Here is a 255-nt window from a genome sequence, read left to right as displayed (position 1 = left end):
TTGTGACTTTAATAATTAAATGATGCCATTCAATTATACTATGAGGTATTAATCCAAATTTCTCTGGGCTATCCCTCTGTAAAAGGTAGATTGCATACGCGTTACGCACCCGTGCGCCGGTCTCAAGTTCCGAAGAACTCTACCCCTCGACTTGCATGTGTTAAGCCTGCCGCTAGCGTTCATCCTGAGCCAGGATCAAACTCTTCATCGTATATTTTTTATATTATATTGCGATGCGTTCTCTATCGGTTCTTT

Annotated in this window: 1 rRNA gene; it reads right to left on the bottom strand. The window is 41.6% G+C overall.

The features are described from left to right. Positions 1 to 211: ribosomal RNA gene (locus ACHRV5_RS22510) — 16S ribosomal RNA — on the bottom strand; the annotation flags it as partial. Between the last annotated feature and the right edge of the window lie 44 nt (positions 212 to 255).

It is taken from the genome of Flavobacterium sp. FlaQc-52 (genome assembly GCF_044007495.1).
GTDB lineage: Bacteria > Bacteroidota > Bacteroidia > Flavobacteriales > Flavobacteriaceae > Flavobacterium > Flavobacterium cupriresistens.
This window is presented reverse-complemented; position numbering and strand designations above follow the sequence as displayed.